This window comes from Mucilaginibacter sp. P4_E8 (assembly GCF_056401495.1).
This window is the reverse complement of record NZ_JBFUJG010000054.1, coordinates 13,116-35,377: the sequence shown is the minus strand read 5'-3', so window position 1 is coordinate 35,377 and position 22,262 is coordinate 13,116. Positions and strand designations below refer to the sequence as shown.

16 protein-coding genes are annotated in these 22,262 nt (G+C 41.9%); 10 read left to right on the top strand and 6 right to left on the bottom strand.

Annotated elements, in window-relative coordinates; translation table 11 throughout:
• The coding region (locus AC1DRQ_RS18240; RefSeq protein ID WP_477426135.1) for a DoxX family protein at positions 1-310 on the top strand (310 nt) is incomplete at its 5' end.
• A 66-nt stretch (positions 311-376) separates the two neighbouring features.
• Here the strand turns inward: AC1DRQ_RS18240 and AC1DRQ_RS18235 are convergent.
• Positions 377-1,825 carry a SusD/RagB family nutrient-binding outer membrane lipoprotein gene (locus AC1DRQ_RS18235; protein WP_477426133.1) on the bottom strand — a complete coding sequence of 483 codons (1,449 nt, stop codon included), beginning with the start codon at positions 1,823-1,825 and terminating at the stop codon, positions 377-379.
• A 5-nt stretch (positions 1,826-1,830) separates the two neighbouring features.
• Positions 1,831-5,139, bottom strand: a complete 3,309-nt coding sequence (locus tag AC1DRQ_RS18230) for a SusC/RagA family TonB-linked outer membrane protein (RefSeq protein ID WP_477426131.1) — start codon at positions 5,137-5,139, stop codon at positions 1,831-1,833.
• 184 nt (positions 5,140-5,323) lie between these two features.
• Here AC1DRQ_RS18230 and AC1DRQ_RS18225 point away from each other — a divergent pair, with 184 nt between their 5' ends.
• From AC1DRQ_RS18225 to AC1DRQ_RS18210, 4 genes are all read left to right on the top strand, one after another.
• On the top strand, positions 5,324-5,656 hold the full coding sequence (locus AC1DRQ_RS18225) for a PadR family transcriptional regulator (RefSeq protein ID WP_429400693.1): 333 nt from the start codon (positions 5,324-5,326) through the stop codon (positions 5,654-5,656).
• 24 nt (positions 5,657-5,680) lie between these two features.
• Positions 5,681-7,345 (top strand): PspC domain-containing protein, encoded by a 1,665-nt coding sequence (locus AC1DRQ_RS18220; protein WP_477426129.1) that lies wholly within the window; start codon positions 5,681-5,683, stop codon positions 7,343-7,345.
• Positions 7,346-7,368: 23 nt separating this feature from the next.
• Positions 7,369-7,581, top strand: coding sequence for a hypothetical protein (locus tag AC1DRQ_RS18215; protein ID WP_477426127.1), 213 nt, complete (start codon positions 7,369-7,371; stop codon positions 7,579-7,581).
• A gap of 344 nt (positions 7,582-7,925) precedes the next feature.
• Complete coding sequence (locus AC1DRQ_RS18210) at positions 7,926-10,394, top strand: TonB-dependent receptor domain-containing protein (RefSeq protein ID WP_477426125.1); 2,469 nt, start codon at positions 7,926-7,928, stop codon at positions 10,392-10,394.
• A gap of 140 nt (positions 10,395-10,534) precedes the next feature.
• On the opposite strand, the gene AC1DRQ_RS18205 is transcribed toward AC1DRQ_RS18210, so the two are convergent.
• Positions 10,535-13,045, bottom strand: a complete 2,511-nt coding sequence (locus AC1DRQ_RS18205) for a M14 family metallopeptidase (protein ID WP_429400690.1) — start codon at positions 13,043-13,045, stop codon at positions 10,535-10,537.
• Between the two features lie 235 nt (positions 13,046-13,280).
• Between AC1DRQ_RS18205 and recQ the strand changes: the two genes are divergently transcribed.
• From recQ to AC1DRQ_RS18190, 3 genes are all read left to right on the top strand, one after another.
• Complete coding sequence (gene recQ / locus AC1DRQ_RS18200) at positions 13,281-15,464, top strand: DNA helicase RecQ (protein ID WP_477426123.1); 2,184 nt, start codon at positions 13,281-13,283, stop codon at positions 15,462-15,464.
• Between the two features lie 219 nt (positions 15,465-15,683).
• A complete protein-coding gene (locus tag AC1DRQ_RS18195; RefSeq protein WP_477426121.1) occupies positions 15,684-17,039 on the top strand; it encodes a UDP-N-acetylmuramoyl-tripeptide--D-alanyl-D-alanine ligase in 1,356 nt (451 codons plus the stop codon).
• Between the two features lie 47 nt (positions 17,040-17,086).
• Complete coding sequence (locus AC1DRQ_RS18190) at positions 17,087-17,299, top strand: DUF2683 family protein (protein ID WP_477426119.1); 213 nt, start codon at positions 17,087-17,089, stop codon at positions 17,297-17,299.
• A gap of 74 nt (positions 17,300-17,373) precedes the next feature.
• Here AC1DRQ_RS18190 and AC1DRQ_RS18185 read toward each other — a convergent pair whose 3' ends face one another.
• The gene (locus AC1DRQ_RS18185) at positions 17,374-18,510 is read right to left on the bottom strand and encodes an NAD(P)/FAD-dependent oxidoreductase (protein WP_477426117.1); all 1,137 of its coding nucleotides are present in this window, start codon (positions 18,508-18,510) and stop codon (positions 17,374-17,376) included.
• 193 nt (positions 18,511-18,703) lie between these two features.
• Here AC1DRQ_RS18185 and AC1DRQ_RS18180 point away from each other — a divergent pair, with 193 nt between their 5' ends.
• Both AC1DRQ_RS18180 and AC1DRQ_RS18175 read left to right on the top strand, forming a co-directional pair.
• A complete protein-coding gene (locus AC1DRQ_RS18180; RefSeq protein WP_429400684.1) occupies positions 18,704-19,432 on the top strand; it encodes a zinc metallopeptidase in 729 nt (242 codons plus the stop codon).
• Between the two features lie 218 nt (positions 19,433-19,650).
• The gene (locus tag AC1DRQ_RS18175; RefSeq protein ID WP_477426115.1) at positions 19,651-20,694 is read left to right on the top strand and encodes a YXWGXW repeat-containing protein; all 1,044 of its coding nucleotides are present in this window, start codon (positions 19,651-19,653) and stop codon (positions 20,692-20,694) included.
• A 107-nt stretch (positions 20,695-20,801) separates the two neighbouring features.
• Here AC1DRQ_RS18175 and apaG read toward each other — a convergent pair whose 3' ends face one another.
• Positions 20,802-21,188 (bottom strand): Co2+/Mg2+ efflux protein ApaG, encoded by a 387-nt coding sequence (gene apaG / locus AC1DRQ_RS18170; RefSeq protein WP_429400682.1) that lies wholly within the window; start codon positions 21,186-21,188, stop codon positions 20,802-20,804.
• A 47-nt stretch (positions 21,189-21,235) separates the two neighbouring features.
• Positions 21,236-22,228 carry a tRNA dihydrouridine synthase DusB gene (gene dusB, locus AC1DRQ_RS18165; protein ID WP_429400681.1) on the bottom strand — a complete coding sequence of 331 codons (993 nt, stop codon included), beginning with the start codon at positions 22,226-22,228 and terminating at the stop codon, positions 21,236-21,238.
• Between the last annotated feature and the right edge of the window lie 34 nt (positions 22,229-22,262).

Here is a 22,262-nt window from a genome sequence, read left to right as displayed (position 1 = left end):
GCTTATGGGTGGCGTAAATGGCTGGAGAGACCTCGGCCACTCTACAAAATATATAGGTATCCATTTTTTGCCAGTGGCTTGGGGCTTTCTGGCTGCTGTAACCGAAACTTTTGGTGGTTTCCTGTTAATTTTAGGGTTGGCTTTTCGCCCGGTATGTATATTACTTTGCATCACCCTGGTTATTGCCGCCGCTACCCATTTAGGCAAAGGCGAAGGGTTTTCGGGCGCCATTCATGCTATTGAGGATGCCCTCATATTTGCCGGTCTTTTATTTGTTGKGCCCGGAAAGTATAGCGTAGATAAGAAATAATTTTTATTCCATAAAAAAGGGAGTTGCCGCTATGGCAACTCCCTTTTTTATGGAATGCTATCCTAATTATTTAGGCATAACATTTTTATCAAAAAATAATTTGGTTGTAACAACATCACCACCAATAGCAGCAGAAGCTGCCTTGTAGTTTGTACCGTTCACGTTAGCCTCATCAACAGGATATTTGAAACGAACAGGGAAATCACTGAACGCGCCTGTTGCTGGTTTGTAAAGTACAGGAAGATCCAACCTTCTGGTTTCAATCCATGCATCCCAACCTCTGTTATAATTAGCCAAATATTTTTGAGTAGCGATTAATTGCTTATTATTAGACGCAGTTAAGATCAAACCTTGTGGTACAAAATATGACTCATGCAAAGTTAAACCTACAACTGTTGGTAAACTTGCACCCCAATATGTAACTGAAGCTGTGACACCGTCCTCAAAATACTTTTGCGCATCTCCAGTTATGAAACCTTTTTCAACAGCCTCAGCCAAATAAAATTGAACCTCTGCGTTGTCAAGTAACAAACCAGGAGCGGTAGTTGCTGTTACAATATCGCTTACATGTGAAAAACTGTCATAGTTTGCTTTTGATCCAGGAGGAGCACCCAAAACATCTCCGTTAGCAGCAAGAGCTTTAAAATACCTGGGGGCACGCACATCTTTTGCGCTATTTAACATACCAGCTATAGTTGCATTAGCAACATAATCAAACCTACCACTCTGGATAATGTCAACCCAAACAGGATTGGTATTTGGTGTTGCACTCAGGTAAACAAATGTAGCGTTATCTGCATTAGCTGCAAAAACGCCACCTGCTACTGCAGCTGCAACTGTTGTTTTAGCAAGAGCTGCGTCATAATCTGCAATGGTCATACCCATTTTTAACTTTAATGAGTTAGCAAACTTTTTCCATTTAGTGACATCTCCCTTGTAAATAACATCAGCTGTACCAAAGCTGCCACCGGTTAATGCAGCAATATCAGCATCAAGGCGTTTTAGCAGGTCTTTATAAATTGTAGCAGCATCATCATATTTCGGAAAGTTATTTTTTGGATCAAATGCCTGGGTATAAGGGCAATCTCCAAAGGTTGTAACCAAATAGTAAAAAGAATAAACCTGCAAAATATCTGTAACAGCTATAGCATTCTTTTTTGCTGCATCTGGAACAGAAACATCCGTTGGTATAATGCCTTTAACTAATTGTAAATTGTTTAGCACATCGCGGTATAAACTATTCCACATTTGCCTGTTTATATTACGGGTATCAAAGTTATAAAGACTTTCATCGTTATAAGTGGTTTCCTGCCATTGCTGCTCTACCAACCTGAAAACGTTGTTGTTTACACTTGATGTAGTAACGGCATTAGAAAGCACCCGCTCGGCCTGTGTAAATAATGTTGGAGCAGGAACCGTAGGGAAAAGCTTAGGATTTGTGTTTAAACTCTCAAAATCCTTTTTGCACGCCCCCAGCATAACCAGTGGAAGCAGTGCTAATATATATTTTTTCATAATTGTTAAAATCTTACTTTTAAGTTTAAGGTAAACATTCTGGCGGTTGGGAAAGCACCACTTTGATAACCCTGAAGGTTACCAGCACTTAAGGCTTCTTCCGGATCTGAATATGGAAGATTTTTATGGATGATCCATAAGTTTCTGCCACTTAATGCCAGATCAACGCCCTTAACCGGTCCCCATTTTGATATTACGCTTTGAGGGAAAGCATAAGACAATGCAGCCTCGCGCAGTTTTACATAACCTGCATCATAAACAAAACCCGCTGCCGGATTGTGCTCATAACCATATAAACCTGAACCTGTGTTGTCAACCCTGATAGCGTTTTTAGCGCCTGCTGGAGTAATACCTTGTACAATTACACCACCGCCATTAGCAAGGGAGTTTCTTGAAGGTTTGCCCAGGTCATTATTACCAACAGTTTCTGGATATAAACCAGTATCCATACCATAATAAGTATCTAACGAGAATACACTACCACCTTTACGTACATCGATCAGGAAGGTTAAAGTAAAGTTTTGAACTCTTACAGAGTTGGTTATACCACCAATCCAAATTGGGTTAATATTACCAAGTACAGTAGTTGCACCAGATTGTTTGTAGTATCCGGCATTGTCGCCTTCCTGATCAACAACCCTGCCACCGTCTTTCTTGATGTATGGGTTGCCGTTGATATCGGTATAAGCAGTACCACGGATATCTCCGTAAGCATGACCTAAGGTAGCGTTCAAAGACACGCCGCCCTGGAATGAATTAAGTAAAAGGTTTTGCGCCTCTTGTCCAGAACCATCTTTATACGTTTCTAAGATTTTATTGTTGTTTTTCGTGAAGTTGACACCGATTTTCCAGGTTACCAGATTGCTTTGTACTGGGGTACCATTCAATGTAACCTCGACACCTCTATTTCGCATAGAACCTGAGTTAATATATGCCGAGTTGTAACCTGTGGCTGTTGATAAAGAAACAGGGATCAGCTGATTAACTGTTTTGGCATCATAATAAGAGAAGTTAAAACCTAAGCGGTTATTTAAGAAATCCATCTCCAAACCGGCTTCTTTTGATTTTGAACGCTCAGGCACTAAGTCCGCGTTGTTTTGAGTAGTTCCAATAAATGATTGGGGATTTGAGCCAAATGGAGTACCAAGAGAATAGAAGTTTTTAGTATTATATGGTTGACCACCGCTACCAACTTCAGCATAACTAATCCTTGCTTTAGCATATGATAACCAGCTGTATTGTTTAAGCAGTTCAGAGAAAACAAAACCTAAATTAACAGATGGATAATAATATTTATTGCTGTAAGATGGAAGAGCAGATGAAACGTCACGACGTAATGTTCCTTCAAGTACTAACGTTTTTTTATAGCTAAAGGTTGCACCTGCAAATATACCATCTACTTCTTGTCTGACATCGCTTTCTGTTGGAGCAGCTGGGGTATTTATTGAGTTTGACAAACTATAAACACCTGGTACCACTAAACCACCATTGGTTGTACCAATAATTGATGAGTAACGATTTTTCCTGACGTTAACACCAGCTAACCCTTTGAAATTTAAATCGCTGCTGATATTTTTATCAACAGTAGCAAGGAAGTCTAAATTGGTTTCGTTAAAATTGATGTTTCTTCTGGTATAACCAGCTACACCTACAGTACCAACGGCTCTTCTTTCTTCCTGCAGCATGCTTGAGTTATCTACAGTAACACGTCCCAGTAAATTCAACCAATCGTTAACCTTGTAGTTTAAACTTACATTACCAAAATAGTGGTTGCGTGAATCTGTTTCATAGTTTTGATAACGCACAAAATATGGATTATCCCAATAAATTGGCACCAGATTGGTTGGGCTTGCCCAGTTCCAGGTAATGTTTTGGCCCCCAGAAGCAAAATACTGGTCTTTAAGCTCTTTTACATCATTGTTTACCTGGTACCACTGTCTGAAAGAGTTCAGGATATTTTCGGCTTGGTAACCACTGCCATAACGTCCTTTACCATCAGTCCTGGTGTAGTTGATAGTTGCACCGGCAGTTAATTTATCAGTGATCTTGTAAGTGCTTCCAAAATCAATACTGTTGCGTAGTTCATTACTGTTTGGCATAAAACCGTTTTGGTTGTTACGGGTATAGCCTAATTTGAATGTACCGTTATCGCCGCCATTGGTAATAAATAAACTTTGGTTATTTGTTACCGGATGGGTAAAGAATGTGTTTGGATCATTGGCTGCAGCAACCCATGGGGTGGCTTTACCAAAGTTTGGAGAATACTTGCTGAATGCATCCCATTGATAAACCTTTAAATTAGGATCAAAGGCATGACCATAAGAAGCATCTTCAGTTAATGGGTCAACCAGATCTTTAGTGCCATCGCCATTAATATCCCTGTACAGGAAGTAGCCGCTTGGATCTTCATAGTAAGTACCGTAACCACCACCATATTCTTTTTGGTAAGTTGGTAAAGTTGATTTATCAAGAGAACCATAACCAACGCTGGTATTTAAAGTAATACCCAAGCCTTTACCTGGTTTTTTGGTAGTGATCAAAATTACACCGTTGGCGCCAATTGAACCATACAAAGCGCTGGCTGCAGCACCTTTAAGTACTGTTACAGATTCGATATCATCCGGATTAATGTCAGATATAGGTGAACCGTAGTCATAACCACCACGACCAGTTTCAACACTACCTACGTTAGTACCAGTATTGGTACCGGCATTGTTAGTTCCTGCATTACCATTACCAGCACCACCATTGTTCATCGGAACCCCGTCAATAACAAATAGTGCCTGGTTATTACCTAATAAAGATTTAGTACCCCTTAAAACCACGTTGGTTGAACCACCTAACGCGTTGTTTTGCCTGATCTCTAAACCAGCTACCTTACCTGATAAGCCGCTTACAAAGTTTGAACCACGTTGTTTGCTAACCTCGTCACCGTTAACCTGTTGTGCGGCATAAGCCTGTTGGTTACGGGTTCTGGTTACACCTAACGCACCAGTTACCACAACTTCACCAAGTTGCCTGCTTGATACTACAAGCCTTGCGTTTATTACAGAACCAGTGGCCGGAATTTCCTGCTGTGCGTAGCCAATAAAGCTTACAACCAGCACTGCATTATTTGGAACACTTAGTGAGTACCTTCCATTAGTACCTGTTTGGGTACCAATAGTTGTTCCTTTTACCCTTACTGTTACTCCCGGGATGGGTAGGCCGTCTTCTTGGGCCGTAACCGTACCAGTAACTGTACGGTTTTGTGCAAACACCTGCGTTACGCATAACAACAGAATGCTCAAACTTACTAGTAGAAGTTTTTTCATTTTGTTAATAATAAGATCAGTTAATAGTTAATTAATCATAAAAGTAATGTTACATTATTAAAAAGTCAAGTAAAATCTTACAAAACCATGATTTTATTTTAAAAAAGGCAGTTTTTAGTATTAAAAATAATAATTATAGTACTATGTATTGCATAATACAATTTAAAACATATATCTTTGTATTATGATTGTCGAAAACACACAAACCCAAATGAGGAAAGGCATACTGGAGTACTGCATTCTTTCCATCATAGCCAAGGGCGAAACATATGCATCAGACATAATTGCTGAACTTAAGAAAGCCCAACTGCTTGTAGTTGAGGGTACTCTGTACCCATTATTAACCCGGTTAAAAAACAATGGTCTGCTCACTTACAATTGGGTGGAGTCGATTTCGGGCCCTCCGCGAAAGTATTATGTACTATCAGACGAGGGAAAAACGGTATTGGAACAGCTGGATAAAACCTGGCAGGAGCTGGTTTATGCTGTTCAAACAGCCATTGGAGACAGAAAATAAAAAAACCTATAACTATTACAGATCATGAACAAAACCATCATTATAAATATAAACGGCATCGTATTTCACATAGAAGAGGATGCTTATGACGTACTTAAACTTTACATGACCGACGTAAAGCGTCATTTTTCGACCTCGGCCGACAGTTTGGAGATAACCACCGACATTGAAAACCGTATTGCCGAAATGTTTAACGAAACGCTGGCAAACCAAAACACACAGGTTATTGTTGAGGCTGATGTTAAACAGATTATTGAGCAGATGGGCACCGTTGAGGACTTTGAGTTTGCCGAAAATGATGCCAAGGCTTCTGCAGCAGGCGCCTATTCATACAATACAGAGCGCCGCAGGCTTTTCCGTGATCCTGATGACCATTTGGTTGGCGGGGTTGCAGCTGGTATTGCCAACYATTTTGATATACAGGCCGTATGGATCAGGCTGGCCTTTGCGCTATCCTTTGCTTTTGCAGGGAGCGGCTTTATATTATACATTATATTATGGATAGTAATTCCCAAAGCCGTTAGCCGGGCCGACCGTATGGCCATGAAGGGCGAAAAGCAGGATCTGAAAGGATTTAAAAAGAGCTTTGAGGAAGAAATGAGCTCGGTAAAAGAAAACCTTTCTAACTTTCGTCATGAAGCAAAGCCTTTTGTTTATAAGGCCCGCGATTTTGTAGGCGATTTTTTTGATCACCTGGGCGTGTTTTTGAGAGGGGCTGGTGGCTTACTGATCAAGCTATTGGGTTTAGTCATTTTGCTCACCTGCTTTGGCCTTGCTATTGCCCTTATTGTGAGCCTGGTGGCATTGGTAGGTTTTGGTAAAACAGATATATACCACATATTCCCTTTTAATATAGTTAACCGGGATACCAACATGATATTCCTAACCGGCGGATTTTTATTATTAGCCATCCCTTTATTAACTATTATACTGTTAACAATTGGCTTCCTGTTTAAAAACGCCACATTTAACCGGTCAATTGGTACTACTTTATTATGTATATGGCTGGCCTCCCTGGGTGCTGTTATTTATTACGGCGTAAGGGCAACAGCCGATTTTAGGGAAGGTGCTAAACTAAGCAAGACCATTATGATAAAGCCCACTGCAAACAATACCTATTATCTACAGCTTAATGATACCAAGTATTTAACTAATGAGGATAGTACCCGCCTTAGAATAAAAGAACGTTTTAACGGCATGGTCATCTTGGATGATGATTTCAATGGAAATGACATGGATTCGCCTGATCGGGTAACCATTGATGTAGAAAAAAGCGACGTGCCGCAACCTGTACTCATCGAATCGTTCACCGCACGCGGTCGCAATGATGAGGATGCTTTAATAAATGCCCGCAACATCAGCTATCGCTTTTTGCAAAAAGACTCCGTATTGAAATTTAACCGTCATTTAGAGAGGGTTGCAGGCACTTTGTGGCGCGGGCAGGAATTGCATATGACTTTAAAGGTACCATTAAATTCAAAACTGATTATTGACGGCAAACTGGACCGCAACATGAACTTTAACCTATATGATTGCCTGCAAAATAATAAACCCCAAAATCCGGCGGGTTCTGTATTTATCATGACCCCAGATGGGTTACAGTGCAAAATAGATACAATACCTGCTACAAAAGTTGACACCTTAAACAATAAGCTGCCGGCTGATACTGCAAAAGTCCCTGCACAGTAAAATCAACATAAGCTAATCATACCATGAGAACGCTGATAAAATATATAAGCCTGCTATTATTTAGCGGGCTTATTGTTCCTTTTTACAATCATCGCATTGTAAATATTACAGTACCATTAAAATCAAAACAATTAATAGCTACACCTGCTATTCCATTTAAAACACTACCACCGGGGTTCTTATTTATTAATGATGCTGTTAAAAGCATCTTCCCGGTACTAAAAAGTTTAAATTAACTGTAACCTTCTACACTATTCTGGCATCTTAATTTAAAAGAAACACAATCGGGATTTAACCGGATAATTTAAAAAAGAGTCGTGCCCGTTCATCGGTGTTTTCAGGGCGTTTACCGGAAGTTTAGCCGTTTTCGCCTAAAAGCATTACTCAAAAACTTATTCTGTTTGCACATTTGAAGTATAAAAACACAAAGCCATGAAAAAAATCGCCTGTATATCATAAATTTTACTAAACAAACCGCCGGTTAACGCGCCGGATCAACTAAAACTTATTTATCAAATTTTTAAAAAGAAGCATATTCTTTAATGGCATTGTATTGCCTTTACTTTTTAACACCACAAACATGAAAACTCTTATACACAACATATTTTATACTCTCCTGCTTGTAGTTATCAGCTGGGGGGTATCCTTTGCCCAGGGCGGTAAGTCAGGGGGAGCTAAAGTATCCGGCTCCCTCTCAAACGAACAAGGCAAGCCAATGGACTATGCAACCGTAAGCCTCCTTAGGGCTACAGATTCCACCGTTGTTAAAGGTGCTTTAAGTAATGATAATGGCGTATACACATTTGACCATATCAATGCAGGCAAGTATATAGTTAAAGCAACTGTTGTAGGATATGAAAAAGCTGTAACCACCCCTTTCACTGTATCAGAAAATACACCAGCCGTAGCAGCGCCTGCCTTAAGCATGAAAGCCGGTAACACCACCTTAAAAACCGTTAACATTACTGCAAATAAACCATTGATTGAACGTAAAATTGACCGCACCGTAATGAACGTTGAAAACAGTGTACTTGCTGCGGGAAATACAGCAATGGAAATACTGGCTAAAGCTCCGGGAGTTACTATTGATAAGGATGATAACATTAGCCTGAAAGGCAAACAGGGTGTAACTGTTATGATCAATGACAAGTTAACTTACCTCACAGCCGCGCAGTTAGCAACATTATTAAAGTCTACAGATGGTAATACCATAAAATCTATTGAGATCATTACCAACCCGTCAGCAAAGTATGATGCTGCCGGTAACTCAGGCATCATCAATATCAAGCTAAAGAAAAATAGCCAGTCGGGCACCAATGGCAGTATAACCGTTGGAGCCGCCAAAGGTAATTTCTGGAGAGACAACTCCAGCTTAAATTTAAACCATAAACAAGGTAATCTGAACGTGTTTGGTACTTTTAGCCGGGGCGATAATAAGCGTTTACGAGATATCGCAATTGACCGCACTACTAAGGATAGTATCGACACGCCTCCGTATTTAATACCTACTTATTTTAAACAGTTTACGGCTATGCAAAGCACAAACCATTATAATAACTACCGTATTGGTGCTGATTATGATATTACCAGCAAAAACACTATTGGTTTTGTAGTAAGCGGCTATTCGAATACCGAAAAAGACAACAACGATGGAAAAACAACCATTGGCGCCCAACCAAATACAGTTGATACTTCTCTGAATACCACATCAGTAATTGATCAATCATACAAAAACTTTGCACTAAACCTGAACGACAGGCTTAAGATAGATACCAGCGGCCAGGAGTTAAGTATTGACCTGGATTATTCAAAGTTTAAAAATAATTCTAATGCCAGATACGATACCTATTATTTTTTAGCCAATGGCCAATCGGCCAAGGCCCCTCAATTACTGCGCAACCAAACGCCATCAAACATTACCATATATACCGGCAAAGTTGATTATGCTAAGCCGCTTACAAAAACCATAAAACTGGAACTCGGAGCAAAATTCAGCAGTGTTAAAACTGATAATGACCTGCAGGCCCAAATAGATGAGGGTAATGGTTATATTAATGATACTACCCGTACAAATCGCTTTATTTACACCGAAAAAATAACTGCCGGTTATTTAAACCTGAACAAACAGTTCAAAAAAACATCAGTACAATTGGGTTTACGATCAGAATACACGCAATCAAACGGTGATCTGATGGGTCAGTCAGCAGTAAAACGCAGCTACCTTAACTTTTTCCCGAGCGTTTTTATCAATCAAACACTTAATGATAAAAATGAGATCAGTTTTTCATACAGCCGTCGTATTGACCGTCCCGGATATGATGATCTTAACCCCTTCGTATATTATCTTGACCCTTATACCTTCTCACAAGGCAACGCGTTCCTTAGGCCACAGTACACCAATAACTTCGAGTTCAATTATACCTATAACAAAAGTGTAAATGTAAGCTTAGGCTATAGCCGTACCACAGATGTAATTGCCGAGCTGGTATTAACCCAGGGACAAAAAACATTTGAAACGCATCAAAACCTGCAAACTCAGGACTCATACAATATTAACGTCAACACCCCTTATACCATTACCAAATGGTGGACAGGAAATGTAAACGTGAATGGTTTTTACCTGGGTTTTAAATCTAATGGGGTTAATAATCAAGGAAATTTAAACAACGGCCAGGCTGCTTTCCAGGTTAAGAGTACCCAAACCCTAACCTTTGGAAGCTACAGGTTTGAGATCATGGGCGATTACCAGTCGGCACTTACCTATAGTATATTCAAAATAAAACCACGTTATGGTGTTGATGCCGGCGTAAGCCATTCATTTGCCGATAAAAAGGCTAACATTAAACTGGCTCTTGACGATATTTTTTACCTGCGCCGCAATAATGTAAGCAGCCAGGTATTAAACAATGATTTTCAAGTAAGGCAAAAGGGCGATTCGCGCGTTGGTCGCATAACCTTTACCTATAATTTTGGTAACAGCAAAATAAAATCACGCGAACACCGCAGCGGTGCCGATGATGAAAAAGGCAGGGTAAARGGGAATAATTAAGCCCCCCAGCCCCCTAAAGGGGGAGCTTTTTAAACACGAAACGGCCTGCATTACAAAAAAATGCAGGCCGTTTCGTGTTTATTTCAAATTTGCTAATCAAGAGCTCCCCCTTTAGGGGGCCGGGGGGCTTGGGCTGGGCTCTACTGCCCTACCATAAATACCGCGTTGCTGAACAGGAGTTTGCCATTTTCCCAAAAACTGCGGAACAACGGATCATCAACCATATAGATCACTGAGCCACGGCCCATGGATTGAACACCCAGCAGTAACCCATTATTGATCTTCAATTTTGATTGTACACCGGCAAAGCCCGATACATAGCTGTTCTTTTTAATAGTACCTACATTCCAGCCATCTTCATTGCTTAAAAGATCATAAATATCATCATTCAATTTAAGCGAATAATAGTAGTTGGGCATGCCAAAACCAAGGGGGTGGGTATTATCAAGGTTCAATTTAAATATCGCGCCGGGGATCATGGAACGGATGGCATCACGGTCGCGATCGGCATATATTTTTATAGTTTCTTTTTCCTTTGCTTCGGCCTTATCCTTATCTTCTTTTTTCTCTTCTTTCTTTTTAAGGGCGAATCCTTTTTTATCGGCAAGCAGCGCAACGGCATTCTCTATCGCGATAAGCTTACCGCCTTCCCGGATCCAGTTTTGCAGTTTATCCGAAGGAAAATCCTCATAATTGCCATCAGGGAAAATAACCACATCAAAATCTGACAGCCGTGTACGGCCCAGGTCACGGTATTTTACCAAAGTAACTGGATAACCCAATTGCTGTTCAAACAGGTGCCATACTTCGCCCATTGCTTCGGCGTTTACGCCTTCGCCGGCCATTAGCATAACCCGCGGCTGGCGTATATATCGTATGGCGTCCGATCCCAGATCTGACCCCTTATCAACAAAGCCCGATGACAACGGAACAAGTCCTTCATTAAGTGCGGCGGCTGTTTGGGTAACTACCTGGTCAAAATCAGCACGGTCATTACTTGCCCTCGTGATCAGCAATGAACCCGGCGCAAATTTTTTACCGGCTGCCTCAAAAGGTTTTTCGGAGTAACGAACCTTAATCTGTTTTTTAAGTAATGCGGTCAAAAATTTCACATCATTAATTGATTGCCACGTGGCTACATAAGCATAAGCGTGACTGCTAACCTGCTGTTGCGGTTTGGCTATACTCCAGGTGGGGTTGGCTGGTTTAAATGATTCTTTTACGCCATAAGCCTTTAAGCCATAAGCATACGGCAGCGCCCATGCAGTAATATCATAGGTGTTTGAATCGGCAATGAAGGTTTTAGGCTCCAGCAACACATGCAGCAACACCGCCTTTGGCTGATAGGCGTTAATGACCAGGTCATTAGGACCTACATTATATTGTTCTGTTTTACCTGTAAAATAATCATAGCCTGTAATGGATTTATTGGCCAGGCCAAAACCATATTGTATGCCGTTGCGGCCAAGCATTTGGGCAAGTGCATTTACGTTGTTATTGTTATCGTTCTTAATCACATAGGTTTTGTAATCGCCCGGTGGGTTGGTACGGCTGTTATCATAAAACTTTTTAAACTCATCCAGCAGCTTTTGGGCATTTGCCGATGCTATTTCAACAGTGCTTAAACCGGTAGTGTGGTGATGGGATATGCGCTGGGCAAAGGTAAGTGTATCGCCGCTGCGGGTAAGCACCGCCAACCCTGCACTAATGCCTCCCTGCTCATAGGTCATGCCAATGGAGCCATTATATAAAGGATAGGTATCGCCGTAGGATGGATAAAGCAGGTCAAACTCTTGTTTGGTAAAATACATCCAGCCGTTCTGATCAAAGTATTTAGCGTTGTTTTTGCCAATAGTAACCTGAAAATCGCGCTGCCATTGGGTAATATCTTTATGGTAAGGTTCGGCTGCCGGGGCAAAATAGTAAGGTGAATTATATCCCTGCTCATGATAATCAACATGAACCTCGGGCAGCCATTGGTTAAATAAACCGACACGTGCCTGTGTTTCTTTTTGAGTTTGCCAGGCCCAGTCGCGGTTCAGGTCAAAATAAAAATGATTTATGCGTCCACCTGGCCAGGGCTCCACATGCTCGCGCGACGTTGGGTTGGCATCAGGAGCTTCGCCACGTACCGAATTATAGAAATGAACATAACGGTCGCGCCCATCTGGATTTAAACAAGGGTCAATAACTACTACGGAGTTTTTAAGCCATGCTTTGGTAGTGGCGTTAGCCGGATCAACCATATCAAACAAGGTCCACATGGCGGCCTCGCTTGATGCAGGCTCATTACCATGCACATTATAGCTTAGCCAGGTAATAACCGGCATGTTAGTAATAGCAGTACCCTTTTCTATACCGGCCAAACGTAAATTATTATGTCTTATTTCTTCCAGGCGGCCGATGTTCTCGTCCGATGCGATGAACATGGCCAGCAACGGCCTACCCTCATTGGTGGTGCCAAACTGCTGCAGCTTTACATTTTTTGATGCCTGGGCAACGTATTTAAAATAATCAACAATACGATAGTGGGGGGTAAACTGATCCCCCAGTTTGTAGCCCAAAAATTCATCGGGCGATTGTATTTTTTGCGCAAAACCAGCTGAAACGGAAACAACAGCTATTAAAATAAGGAGTAGCTTTTTTATCATGATATATTAAGGATGCGGATTAGAGTTACGCTAATATCCGAAATTATTTGTGTGATATTGCATAATGCAACCCACTCATTGTAAATTAAAAGATACAATGTTGCGAATAACAGATGTGCAAATGACCTCACATAAATATTCTGCTAATTCTAAATTTCTATAAATTCTGATTCGGACATCAATTTGAAATCCGCACATTTGCATATCTGCACATCTATAATCCTCTCAGCAAAACATGACTCCACAAGATGCCCTTCAAAAATATTTCGGTTACAGCAATTTCAGGCATCACCAGGAGGCTATTATTCACCATGTTTTAAACAAGCAGGATGTAATGGCCCTGATGCCTACCGGTGGCGGGAAATCATTATGCTATCAGCTGCCCGCGGTGTTGCTTAATGGACTTACCATCGTGATATCACCGCTTATTGCTTTAATGAAAGACCAGGTAGATAGCCTGAATGTGAGCGGTATACCAGCAGCATTTTTAAATTCGGCCCAAACGCCTGATGAGCAGCGGCGACTGGTTGAAAAATTGAAGCACAACCACATAAAACTGCTTTACCTGGCGCCCRAACGTTTATTCGGTGCCGAAAACAGGTTGGTTCCTTTTCTGAAAACGTTAAACGTTGTACAGATCGCTATTGATGAGGCGCATTGCATCTCTCAATGGGGACATGATTTCCGCCCGGAATACCTGATGCTGGCTCAGTTAAAAAAGGAGTTCCCCAACGTACCCGTCATCGCACTTACCGCCACTGCCGATAAGCTCACTCAAAAAGATATCCTCGAAAAACTGAACCTTAACAGGCCTGCCGTATTTGTATCGTCATTTAACCGGGCCAATATCATGTATAGGGTAATCCCCAAAAAGAACAGCTTTAAACAGCTTATCGCTTTTTTAAATGAGCGCCCGGATGAATCGGGCATTATATATTGCCTTTCCCGCAAATCAACAGAGGATCTGGCAGCCGATCTTAAAGATGAGGGTTTTGAGGCAGAAGCCTATCACGCGGGCCTGAACAATGAGGTAAAAGCCCGCAACCAGGAAGCTTTTTTGCGCGATGATGTAAAGATCATTGTAGCCACCATCGCTTTTGGCATGGGGATCAACAAATCAAATGTGCGCTATGTGGTGCATATGGATCTGCCTAAAAACATTGAGGGCTATTACCAGGAAACCGGTCGTGCCGGGCGCGATGGTTTAGCCTCCGAAGCCCTGCTCCTGTATTCGCCGGGCGATGCGGGTAAGCTGCAGCATTTTGCGCGCATTGAAGGCAATGAAGAGCAAAGCCGGATCATGCTTAACAAGCTGAACGATATGGTGAAATATTGCCAGTTGCAGGCTTGTCGCAGGCAATACCTCATGAATTATTTTGATGAGGCTTTTCCGCCAAACTGTGGTTCATGTGATGTTTGCCTTACCGAGTTTAAACGCTTTGATGGTACGCTCATCGCCCAAAAGGCATTGTCCGCAGCATCCCGACTAAATGAACGGTTTGGAGTTAATTACGTAATAGATTTTTTACGCGGATCAAAAAACGAAAAGATTCGCGAAGAGCATAAACAGCTTAAAACCTACGGCATTGGTGCTGATATCAGCAAAACCGACTGGCAACGTTACCTTCGCGAGCTGATCACGATGGAATACTTACTGGTAACCGATGATGGCTACCCCGTAGTAAAACTAACCAACAAAAGCGCCGCGGTACTAAAAGGTATACAAAAGGTGGAGTTTATTGAAAGCGAGGTTACGGAAGATACTCATGTTAATGAACCGGCACCACCGCACGAGGCAGAACTGCTAAGCCGGCTGAAAAATGTCCGTAAAGATATCGCCGAGGGCGAAAACGTGCCGGCTTATATTATAGTATCCGATGCTACCCTGCTGGAAATGGCTACCTTCCTGCCTCAAAGTTTGGATGAGTTGCGTTTGATCTCGGGTTTTGGCGATATTAAACTGGCCCGTTATGGCCGCGAACTATTGCAGCCGGTTAAAGACTATTGCAAAAACAAAGGCCTGGAATCCAAAATAGCTTATAAATCGCCAAAAAGGGAGCGCAAACCAAAAACAGACAAGGTTGAACGCGCGGCACGAACTGCAAAAATACGCAAAACCAATGATACCCGTACCGAAACTTTTACCATGTATCGCCATGGCAAAAGCGTGACTGAAATAGCTGCACAACGCGGATTATCGCCCATGACTATTGAGGGCCATTTGAGCCATTTTATTGAATCGGGTGAAATAGATATATTGGAGATCGTATCCCAGGAAAAGATCCCCGTTATTAAAGATGCGGTGGAGAGCTATGGCCGCGAGATGCTATCGCCATTAAAGCAAGTTTTGGGCGATGATTACAGTTACGGCGAAATTAAAGCTGTTATAAGCTGGATGAATAAAAACGAAATACTTTAAACTGAGTTAGTTATTTAAGATTCATTTCAATTAAGAGCAAAAAATGTCATTTCGAATGAGCAAAGGGTAGGATTGAGAAGTGGGGCGAGGAGAAATGACATGATTTTTGATCTGTTTTTTAATCAATCACTAAGTACATAAATTTTAATAATTTTTATTCTGTCACTAAACACGTTAATTTAACTTTGTTTACACAACCGTAAAACGGAGCACTAAAACATGACCGCTACCCAACAACTTTACCAACTATACCTGCAACACCCCGTTATTAGTACCGATACCCGGAAAATTGACGCCGGCAGTATTTTTTTTGCCTTAAAAGGCGATAAGTTTGATGCCAATACCTTTGCTCAAAAGGCCATTGAAATCGGCGCTGCCTATGCCGTAATTGATAACCCGGAATACCAATCAGGCGAACAATACCTGTTGGTTGATGATGTATTAACTACGCTACAGGATCTGGCCCGATATCACCGCCGTCAACTGCAGATCCCTGTGATCGGGCTTACCGGTACCAATGGTAAAACCACAACTAAGGAACTGATCAACGCGGTATTATCACAGCACTTTAAAACCCAGGCCACACAAGGCAATTTAAATAACCATATAGGTGTGCCACTCACCATATTAACTATTGATGCCACGCATGAAGCGGCCGTAATTGAAATGGGCGCCAATCACCAGAAAGAAATTGAACTGCTTTGCAGCATAGCGCAACCATCGCATGGGCTCATTACCAATGTTGGCAAGGCCCACCTGGAAGGCTTTGGCGGAATAGAGGGTGTTAAAAAAGGCAAGGGAGAGTTGTATGATTATTTGGGGGGAGCGGGGAGCGAGTGGCGAGGTTCGGGGGAAGAGGGATCTTACGTTTTTATTAATAGCGATGATGCTGTGTTAATGGAAATGGCTAATGCGCGGGGATTGAGTAAAGTGATTTATTACGGTAGCAATGGTAGCAACAACCTCATCAGTGGTCAAATAGTGGAAAACGCGCCATTACTTACCCTGCAATGGACCAATAATATAAGCGGTGAAAGCCATACCGTAAAAACACAGCTTACCGGCGCTTATAATCTGAGTAATATACTGGCAGCTATCAGCATAGGCACTTATTTTAAACTGACAGCGGATGAGATCAATAGCGGGATTGAAGATTATCAGCCCAAAAACAACCGCTCGCAAATTGTGCAAACCGCTACCAACATCCTCATTTGCGATTATTACAATGCCAACCCCAGCAGCATGTTTGTAGCTATTGAAAACATTGGCAAGATAGATGCGAAACGCAAAGTGCTTATTTTGGGCGATATGTTTGAGATGGGCCAGGAATCACCAGCTGAACATGCTGCCGTGATTCAAAAAGCCCTGGATACACCGGTTGATGAACGTATATTTATTGGGAAAGATTTTTTAAGTCAACAATCAAAAGTCAAAAGTCAAAATTTGAATGTTACATTTTATCCTACTGCCGAGGATGCCATTTTGGGCTTAAGGGCTAATCCTATAAAAAACTCCACCATACTGATCAAAGGATCAAGAGGCATGGCTTTGGAGCGCTTGGTGGAGTTGTTTTAATGCGAAATTTCTTGTTTTTATAATTAATTTTTTCTTTAAATTTGATTATGAGCACATTAGTAGTATACCCACAAAACGATGCGCAGGAAAAGGCAGTTAAAGCTGTACTTGAAGCCCTGCAAATTAACTTTGAACAGATGGCAGATGAAGCAGCGTACATTCTGTCGCCTGCAGTAGTTTACAAAACTGAACAAAGCAAAGAGGAAACAAAACCGAGCAGAAAACCTGCGACAGATATAAACAACATCTGGAAATTATAATTTTCTGAAGGCTATTGGCAATTTAGATTGTTTGAAAAATCATACAGTCCTGATATAGAACTGCAATTCCCAAATCACTGCAATACCAGTTCTGCTACCTCCTCGCCTACCAAACTCCCCATGGCCACCCCCATGCCATTGCAACGTACAGCGCAAAATATGTTAGGTTGCACTTGTTTTACAATCGGCGTAATTTCTTCTCCAAAACCCATGATGCCACTCCACCAGTAGTCAATTTCCGTTTGCTGACCAGGAAGGATCACCTCGTTCAGATAGCTAATTAATTTTTCCTTAACGGTATCGGTATGCCCAAAATCCCACGTTTCCTCAGCTTTATAGTCCAAGTTACGGCCGCCGCCAAACAGTACACGCCCATCAATATTGCGGAAGTAGTAATAGCCCTCGTTAAAATGATAGGTGCCTTTTAGTTTTAAACCGGGTACAGGCTTGGTAACCAGCACTTGCCCCCTTCCTGGAATTACCTTTAGTTCAGGGAAAAGCTGACTGGCAAAAGCATTGGTGGCCAGGATCACTTTACCCGCTTTAAAATTCCCTTGCGATGTAGTGAGGCTAATATGGTTGCCCTCTTGTTCCATTCCTGATATGGAGCAGTTATTTAAAACCAGCACCCCTAAATTATATACCTTATATAATAAGGTTCGCATCATTTTGCCGGTATGCAGCTGTCCCTCATAGGGGTTATATATTATATGGCTAACTTTATTAAAGCCAAAATCTGCAATTTTAGCATCTGCAACTGCATAAATGTCAGGTTGGTCAATGGCTTGTTTTAATAAATTATTAAGGCGGTCAATTTGGTCAATACTACCTTTAGCGGCTTCCGTTTCATCCTCCATAAATAACTCGTGCCCGCCGTGTTGCCGGTAATCAATGTTAGCGTCGCCCAGGTTTTCTCTTAAACGCTGCAGGCCACGCCATTTATAAGCTACCAAACGCATGGCTTCGTCTTCGGATGATTGATTTATAGTAGAAATTTGCTCGGAAACTGTACCAAAACAGGCAAAACCAGCGTTTTTAGTACTGGCACCCGATGGTAAAAAGCCGCGCTCCAAAACCAAAACCTTTAAAGTGGGCTGCCGCTTTTTTAAATGCAGGGCGGCGCTTAAGCCAACCAGGCCACTGCCGATAATAATTACATCGGCGTGATCAATAAACGCGGTGCGCTCCCAGTATGAAAATGAAGGTTCCATTTAAATCAAAAGTAGAAATTGCATTGCACTCTTGAACACATAAAAATAACAATACGTGAAAAATTCAAAATTCAAAAGCCTTGGCATTACGCACATTTTAACTTTTAAACTTAAAATCGGAATACTTTTTGAATAGATAAAATATATTGATGATCATTTTGACTTTTTACATTTAACTTTTGACTTACAACATATGAATCACCTATCATTAATTATGGGATACATTGGCTACAATTCGGCCTGGTTCCTGATGATTGCGATCGCCCTTGTAAGCTTTATAGTACAGTGGCGATTCAGAAGTAAATTTAAACAATACTCGGAGGTGGCCTTACTGTCAGGACTTTCGGGCCAGGAGGTAGCGGTAAAAATGCTGCGTGCCCATGGCATATTTGATGTACAGGTAGTAACTGTTGAAGGACAGCTTACCGACCATTACAACCCCGAAACAAAAACGGTTAATTTAAGCCCCGATGTTTATCACAGCCGCAGTATAGCCGCTGCTGCTGTTGCCGCCCACGAGTGCGGACACGCCGTACAGCATGCACAAGCGTATGCCTGGTTAACCTTCCGCTCAACCATGGTACCGGTTATCAATATAGCCTCCACTTTAACTCAGTGGACTTTATTTATTGGTATCATGCTGCTGTTTTTTGCCAATAGCCCTTATGTATTGGCTATAGGGGTTGCAGCACTGGCGCTGGTAACTTTCTTTAGTTTTATAACGCTACCTGTTGAGTTTGATGCAAGCCGCAGGGCACTGGCATGGCTCAATAATAACTACAGCATTATGCAAACCACCGAAGAACACGAGCAAGCTAAAGACGCACTTTGGTGGGCTGCTATGACCTATGTTGTTGCCGCGTTAAGCGCTTTGGCTACACTGGTTTATTATGCTTCGTTTCTTTTTAACAGACGAAACTAAAGCCCTCCAGCCCCCTAAAGGGGGAGTTTTTAAAATCTTATTTAATACTATAAACAAAGCCTGATTGATAAATTAACCAGGCTTTGTTTATTTATATACTATTGCATATCAACAAATTATTTTTTGATGAAGCTTTCATGAAGCACTGTAAAGCGCAATACGAATCTTAATGTAATATTCATGTTACGGGTTTAGGTTTGATCTAAAATTTATCGGACATGAAAAAAATAGTAAAAATGTTAATGATACTTTTAATAGTATCCTTAGCAGCAATTAAAACCTATGCGCAGGTAAGTATAGGCATATCAGTAAGGCTCGCACCTCCGGCTTTACCTACCTATACCCAACCCCCATGCCCTGTTGATGGCTATTTATGGACTCCCGGCTATTGGGCATATAATGAAGATGGCGGATACTATTGGGTTCCGGGTGTTTGGGTAGCCCCGCCAAGACATGGTTATTTATGGACACCCGGCTACTGGGGCTATGATGGTGCCATATATGTTTACCATGAAGGTTACTGGGGCAGGCATATTGGTTTTTACGGCGGTGTAAATTATGGTGGTGGCTATATTGGTACCGGCTATGTTGGCGGCAGGTGGTCGGGCAACTCGTTCCATTACAATACAGCCGTAGTAAATGTAAATACTACGGTGGTGCATAATACCTACGTAAACAAAACTGTTATTAATAATGTAACTGTAAATAATCATACCAGCTTTAACGGCCCCGGTGGCGTTGCCGCTAAACCGCGCCCTGAAGAACAGGCTGCAGCACGTGAGCAACACGTTCAACCAACCAACGAACAGCTCACCCATCGTCAGGTTGCCGGTAAAGACCGTAGCCAGTTTGCAAGTGTTAATAATGGTCACCCAGCTACGGCGGCTATGAATAAGGTAAACGGAAAACGTTTTAACCCTGAAGGCCATACTGCCAAAACCTCGGCAGCAAACGGGGCAAATGATAATGCCGACAGAAATCAACATAAACAAGCAGACAATAACAATGACCGCACTGCCGCTAAACAAGATGGGGCGGATAAAACAGGATCACGCGGAACGGCTAATAATACTGCAGAAAAGCCACATCACCGCCCCAACGCAGGTAATGCTGCGGGCAACAGGCCGAATGAGGGCAGTAACAGGCAGCCGGCACAAAACCATCACAGCAACACTAATGCAGCAAGGCAGCACGAACAACATGCAGCCCCTGCAAGGCAACATGAAAATGCAAAACCTGAAGAACACGAAAAGCACAGGTAATTCTCTTTCCCCAAACAACTAAATAGATATAAAAGCAAAAGCCTGGTTGAATTATCAACCAGGCTTTTTATATTTTCATCAATTCCCCCCCTTAGGGGATTAGGGGGTTAATTCATTCTGTATGGAGCTATCAGATAAAACTCAGGGATCTGTACATTAAAAGAGGCATTGTCCATTAAGCGGGTCATCTGGTACTCGCCTTTCATACTGCCCATATCTGTTTTTAGGTTGCAGCCAGATACATATTCATGCGCATGACCGGGTTCAATAACCGGTTGCTGACCTACCACCCCTTCGCCTTCTACTTCGCGTTTTGCGCCGTTCGAATCAAAAATATACCAATGCCTGCTGATCAGTTGTATGGCATAATTGCTCATGTTTTCAATGTTCACTTTGTAGGCAAACATAAAGTGGTCATTAGCCGGATTAGAATATTCTGGCTGATATATGGTTTCGATGGAAACCTTAACACCTTCAGTTATAGTGGTAACCATGTGAATCGTCTCTGTTTAAATTCAAATATAAAGTATCTAAACAAATATTACGCCATTTCAATGGCATATTTTTCATCAATTTCTGCTAAAATTTCGTGTAATTCTTCTATAGTACCGGCTGTTACCAGTTTCATGCGATATTCTTTAAAGTGATCAATGCCTTTAAAGTAGTTGGAGTAATGTCTGCGCATTTCAAAAACACCTGTTTTAGGGCCTTTCCATTCTACTGATTTTTGCAGATGTGTGGTACATGCAGCAATACGCTCACTTATGGTTGGTTTATCTAAATGTTCGCCTGTTTTAAAGAAATGCTTGATCTCCCTGAATATCCATGGATAACCAATAGCAGCCCGGCCTATCATCATGCCATCAACACCAAATTCCATACGCCAATTGGCAGCCTTTTCGGGCGAATCAATATCACCATTACCAAAAATGGGGATTTGAATGCGTGGATTTTTTTTAATATCTCGTATAAGTGCCCAATCGGCCTCGCCTTTATACATTTGCGCACGTGTGCGACCATGAATAGTGAGGGCTTTTATCCCCACATCCTGCAAACGTTCGGCAACCTCGTACACATTTTTAGTATTATCATCCCAGCCTAAACGCGTTTTTACGGTTACAGGCAGGTGCGTTGCATTAACTACAGCTTTGGTCATGGCCACCATTCTGTCAATATCCTGCAGCAGGCTGGCGCCAGCGCCACGACAAGCCACCTGTTTTACAGGACAGCCATAATTAATATCCATCAGGTCGGGACCCGCTAATGAGGCAATTTCGGTGGCCTCGCGCATATGGTCAATGTCGCTGCCAAATATCTGGATGCCTATAGGGCGTTCATACTCAAAAATATCCAGCTTTTGGCGGCTTTTGGCGGCATCGCGAATCAATCCTTCTGACGAGATAAACTCAGTGTACATCATATCCGCGCCGTTTTGCTTGCACACGTAACGGAAGGGAGGATCACTCACATCTTCCATCGGCGCCAGCAACAGCGGGAACTCTCCTAAATCAATATTTCCTATTTGTACAGACATGCTTATCTTTAGCGGTGCAAAAATACGAATTTTA